6 protein-coding genes are annotated in these 4,577 nt (G+C 74.7%); 1 reads left to right on the top strand and 5 read right to left on the bottom strand.

Features of this window, described 5'->3' with window-relative positions; translation table 11 throughout:
* Both ACFVYK_RS37745 and ACFVYK_RS37750 read right to left on the bottom strand, forming a co-directional pair.
* Positions 1 to 1,325: MFS transporter (locus tag ACFVYK_RS37745; protein WP_389781258.1), on the bottom strand; the 1,325-nt coding region annotated here is incomplete at its 3' end.
* The gene (locus tag ACFVYK_RS37750; RefSeq protein ID WP_389781259.1) at positions 1,322 to 1,969 is read right to left on the bottom strand and encodes a TetR/AcrR family transcriptional regulator; all 648 of its coding nucleotides are present in this window, start codon (positions 1,967 to 1,969) and stop codon (positions 1,322 to 1,324) included. The genes ACFVYK_RS37750 and ACFVYK_RS37745, both read right to left, overlap by 4 nt.
* Positions 1,970 to 2,110: 141 nt before the next feature.
* On the opposite strand from ACFVYK_RS37750, the gene ACFVYK_RS37755 reads away from it, so the two are divergent.
* Positions 2,111 to 2,560, top strand: a complete 450-nt coding sequence (locus ACFVYK_RS37755; protein ID WP_389781260.1) for a PPOX class F420-dependent oxidoreductase — start codon at positions 2,111 to 2,113, stop codon at positions 2,558 to 2,560.
* 384 nt (positions 2,561 to 2,944) lie between these two features.
* On the opposite strand, the gene ACFVYK_RS37760 is transcribed toward ACFVYK_RS37755, so the two are convergent.
* The 3 genes from ACFVYK_RS37760 to ACFVYK_RS37770 form a co-directional block, all read right to left on the bottom strand.
* Positions 2,945 to 3,532, bottom strand: a complete 588-nt coding sequence (locus ACFVYK_RS37760; protein WP_389781261.1) for a histidine phosphatase family protein — start codon at positions 3,530 to 3,532, stop codon at positions 2,945 to 2,947.
* 8 nt (positions 3,533 to 3,540) lie between these two features.
* Positions 3,541 to 4,422: a phosphogluconate dehydrogenase (NAD(+)-dependent, decarboxylating) gene (gnd, locus tag ACFVYK_RS37765; RefSeq protein ID WP_389781262.1), complete on the bottom strand. Its 882-nt coding sequence runs from the start codon at positions 4,420 to 4,422 to the stop codon at positions 3,541 to 3,543.
* An 18-nt stretch (positions 4,423 to 4,440) separates the two neighbouring features.
* On the bottom strand, positions 4,441 to 4,577 hold a 137-nt coding region (locus ACFVYK_RS37770), incomplete at its 5' end, for a hypothetical protein (RefSeq protein WP_389781263.1).

The following is a 4,577-nucleotide window of genomic DNA, read 5'->3' on the forward strand; positions in this document are numbered from 1 at the left end:
GGGTGTGGCCGGCCCGGCAGCGCCCTGCCGAGCGCGGCCGCCCCCGCGACCGCGCACGCCAGCGCCGGCAGGGGGGCCCGCGGCGCGCCCAGGCCCATGAGCACGGTCGCCGTCGCGACGCCGAGCACCGGTCCGACGTTCATCGCGGTCTGCTGCAGCCCGCCGGCCACCCCGGCCGACTCGGCGGGCGCCTCCCGTACGACGACATGGGTCGCCACCACCATCGTCGCCCCGAAGCCGGCCCCCACCAGGCCGAAGCCGGCGCAGAAGACGGCCGGACCCGAAGCGCCGGCGAGCACGAGGAGACCGGCGGCGAGGACGGCCGTCGCCCCCGTGACGGTGGCGCGGGCGCCGACCCGGCGCAGCAGGACCGCGGCGGAGGGGGCGGCGGCCACCAGCAGCACGGCCAGCGGAAGGCTGAGCAGGGCGCTGTGCAGCGGGGTGAGGCCCAGGTCGTCCTGGAGGAGGTAGACGCAGGCGAACACCGCGCCGTTCAGGGCCGCCGACGCGACGACGAGCAGGCCGAGCGCCGCGCCGACCGCGCCCGGGCCCGCGCCCCCCCGGCCTGCCCGCGCTCCCCCGAGAGCGCCCAGGGGCGGCAGCAGGGGGGCCGGGGTGCGGCGCTCGTGCCGCACGAGGGCGACGCCGGCGACGAGGCCGACCGGCGCGGACCACGGCACGCCGGGGAGGGTGACGAGGGTGTGGACCAGACAGGCCAGCGCCACCGCGAGGAGCAGGGCGCCGGGCAGGTCCAGCGGCCCGTCGCGGGACGGCCGCGGCTCCTCCCGCGAGGCGAGCGCCAGCGCGCCGAACAGCAGCGCGGGCCCGACGTTGATCAGGAACACCGAGCGCCAGCCGAACGCCGTGGCCAGCGCCCCGCCGGCCACGGGCCCCGCGGCCGCGGCCACCCCGATGGCGGCCGTGCGCACGGCGATCGGGGTGCGCAGCCGCTCCGGCGGGAACGACGCCCGCAGCATGCCCAGCGTGGCCGGCTGCAACAGCGCCCCGAACACGCCCTGCACGACCCGTAGCCCTATCACCCAGCCGACGCCGGGCGCCACGGCGAGGGCCGCCGAGACGACGCCGAAGCCGAGCATGCCGACGGCGAAGGTGCGGCGGTGCCCGTGCCGGTCGCCGAGCCGCCCGGCGAACACCAGCAGGCTCGCCACCGCGACGAGATAGCCGGTGCCGGTCCACTGGGCCTGGGCCAGGGAGGCGTGCAGATCGTGTTGCAGAGCGGGCCGGGCCACGGTGAGGACGGTGCCGTCCAGGGCGACGATCACCGCGCCGGCCACACTGCTCGCCAGCGCCAGGGAGCGGTTCACCGGTCGCTCTCGGGTCCGAGGTGGGCGTCCAGAGCCGTCCGCAGCAGCGGTGCGAAGTCATCGGCGCCGGTGGCGAGTTGGAGACTGCCCCAGCGCCACAGCTGGGCGATGCCGTGCAGGTTCGCCCACAGCGCGGCCGCGACGGAGCGGGCGTCGGCGTCCGGGCGCACGCGGCCCACCAGCTCCACCAGCACCCCGAACATCGGCAGGCTGGTGTCGCGCAGCCGCAGGTGAGAGCTCTCCAGCAGGTCGTGACGGAACATCAGCTCGTACATGCCGGCGTTGTCCAGCGCGAACCGCAGGTAAGCGGAACCGAGTTCGGTCAGCTGTGCGCGCGGGCCCGCGCTCTCGTCGCCCCGGGTCGCCGCCACCCGCGCGGCCAGGTCGGTGAAGCCCCGACGCGCGATGGCCGACAGCAGGTCCCGGTGGGTCGCGAAGTGGCGGCGGGGAGCCCCGTGCGAGACGCCCGCCCGCCGGGCGATCTCGCGCAGGGTCAGCGCCCCGGCGCCCTCCCGGGACACCAGGTCGACGCCCACGTCGACCAGGCGGGTGCGCAGACCGGCGTCGGGTTCGGTGCGGCCCGAGGACTCGGTGCGGCCGGGGAGCGCGGTCGGCGGCTCGGGCGCGGGTGCGGGTTCGCTCATGGGCCCTGTCTACCAGGAGCGCGTAGACAGTGTCTACTCGGCATCGGGCGCGCAGCTTCCTCGGGTCCGGTGGAGAGGGCGGCGGGAGCGCCCGGGCAGTGCGGGAGGAATGCCCCTCCGCAGACCGTGGTTGTCCCGGACATGACCCACGACATGACGCAGAACGCACTGCTCGCCCTGCTCGACGAGGGGCGCGGCGGGGTGCTGGTCACCCTCAAGCGCGACGGCCGCCCCCAGCTGTCGAACGTCAGTCACCGCTACTACCCGGACGAGGGCGTCATCCGGATCTCCGTCACGGACGACCGCGCCAAGACCCGCAACCTGCGCCGCGACCCCCGTGCCTCGTACCACGTCACCGCCCCCGACCGGCGCGCCTACACGGTCGCCGAGGCAACCGCCGACCTCACGCCGGTGGCGGCCGATCCCTACGACGAGACCGTCGAGGAACTGGTGCGCCTCTACCGCGACGTCCTGGGCGAGCACCCCGACTGGGAGGACTACCGCGCCGCGATGGTCCGCGACCGCCGCCTGGTGCTGCGTCTGCGGGTGGAGCGGGCGTACGGCATCCCGAAGGGCGCGAACGACGGCTGACGCGTCGCGGTCCGGCGGGCGCGACCCGCCGTGACGAGCGGGGACGCCGTCCGCCGCGCCGCTGGCGGCCGACGGCCCGGGTGACGCCGACGACGACCGTGGAGGCCAGGATCGAGCTGCACCAGCCGCGCGGCCCTGACCTTGAGGGCCGCCAATTCGCCCGGTCCATGTGGGCCGTTGAGGAGCGGCACGCGCGACAGGGCCGGCCGCGCGCACGGGCGGTTCGGGACCGCCGTCGGGCCCCTGGGCGTCGTCGGCGCGATCGCGGAAATCGACGGTCGCCCCGGTGGCGAAGGCCCGCCAGACGCGCTGTTCGGCCGGTGTCAGATCCTCGATCTCCATCAGCGGCGACGCCGGCGGGCCTCGCCGAGCGGTGTCAACCGGCTAGGCCCGTATGTTCCATTCGGCGATCACGGGCCGCTCGTGCTCCGTCGACAGACGGCTGACCGTGCCGGTGGCCAGTTGGAACAACCGGCCCGCGGCGGGCGGCAGTCCGAGCCGACGGGCCGTGAGCACCCGCAGGAAGTGCGCGTGCGCGACGAGGACGACGTCGCCCTCGTCGAGCGCCGGATCCACCCGGGCCAGCACCTTGTCGGCGCGCCGGCCGATCTGCTCGGGCGACTCGCCGGGATGGCCCTGCGGGCCCGGCGGCACGCCGTCCGACCACAGGTCCCAGTCCGGGCGGGTGCGGTGGATGTCGACGGTGGTGACGCCCTCGTAGCCGCCGTAGTCCCACTCGTGCAGGTCGGGTTCGACGGCGAGGCCGGCGACGCCGGCGAGTTCGGCGGTGCGTATCGCCCGGTGCAGCGGGCTGCTCAGGGCGAGGGCGAAGGTCCGGCCGGAGAGGAGCGGGGCGAGGGACTTGGCCTGTTCCTCGCCGTGCGCGGTGAGGGGCAGGTCGGTCCAGCTGGTGTGCTGCCCCGACCTGCTCCACTCCGTCTCCCCGTGGCGGACCAGCAGAAGATCCCCCACGGCCGGCGCTACTTCTTCGCCGACTCGACGGCGTGGCCGCCGAACTGGTTGCGCAGCGCCGCGACCATCTTCATCTGCGGCGAGTCGTCCTGCCGGGAGGCGAACCGCGCGAACAGCGAGGCCGTGATCGCGGGCAGCGGCACGGCGTTGTCGATGGCGGCCTCCACCGTCCACCGGCCCTCGCCGGAGTCCTCGGCGAAGCCGCGCAGCTTGTCCAGGTGGGTGTCCTCGTCGAGGGCGTTGACCGCGAGGTCCAGCAGCCAGGACCGGATGACCGTGCCCTCCTGCCAGGAACGGAAGACCTCGCGGACGTTGTCCACGGAGTCGACCTTCTCCAGCAGTTCCCAGCCCTCGGCGTAGGCCTGCATCATGGCGTACTCGATGCCGTTGTGGACCATCTTCGAGAAGTGCCCGGCGCCGACCTTGCCGGCGTGGACGTAGCCGTGGGGACCCTCCGGCTTGAGCGCGTCGAAGATCGGCTGCAGCCGGTCGACGTGCTCCTTCTCGCCGCCGACCATCAGCGCGTAACCGTTCTTGAGGCCCCACACGCCGCCGGAGACGCCGGCGTCGACGAAGCCGATGCCCTTGGCGCCGAGCTCCTCGGCGTGCTTCTCGTCGTCCGTCCAGCGCGAGTTGCCGCCGTCCACCACCGTGTCGCCGGCCTCCAGCAGATCGCCGAGCTCGTCCACGACGGACTGGGTGGGGGCGCCGGCCGGGACCATCACCCAGACGGTGCGGGGCGCCTGGAGCTGCCCGACCAGCTCGGCCAGGTCCTTGACGTCGGAGAGTTCCGGGTTGCGGTCGTAGCCGACGACGGTGTGGCCGGCGCGGCGGATGCGCTCGCGCATGTTGCCGCCCATCTTGCCCAGACCGATCAGACCCAGCTGCATCGATGTCATGTCAGTTCACTACTTCCTGAGTTCGCGGTAGGCGGCGACGAGAGCGGCGGTGGAGGGATCGAGGCCGGGCACCTCGGCGCCCTCGGTCAGTGCGGGCTCGACCCGCTTGGCGAGGACCTTGCCGAGCTCCACGCCCCACTGGTCGA

Origin of the sequence: Streptomyces sp. NPDC058291, from assembly GCF_042880855.1 — a bacterium.
Classification (GTDB): domain Bacteria; phylum Actinomycetota; class Actinomycetes; order Streptomycetales; family Streptomycetaceae; genus Streptomyces.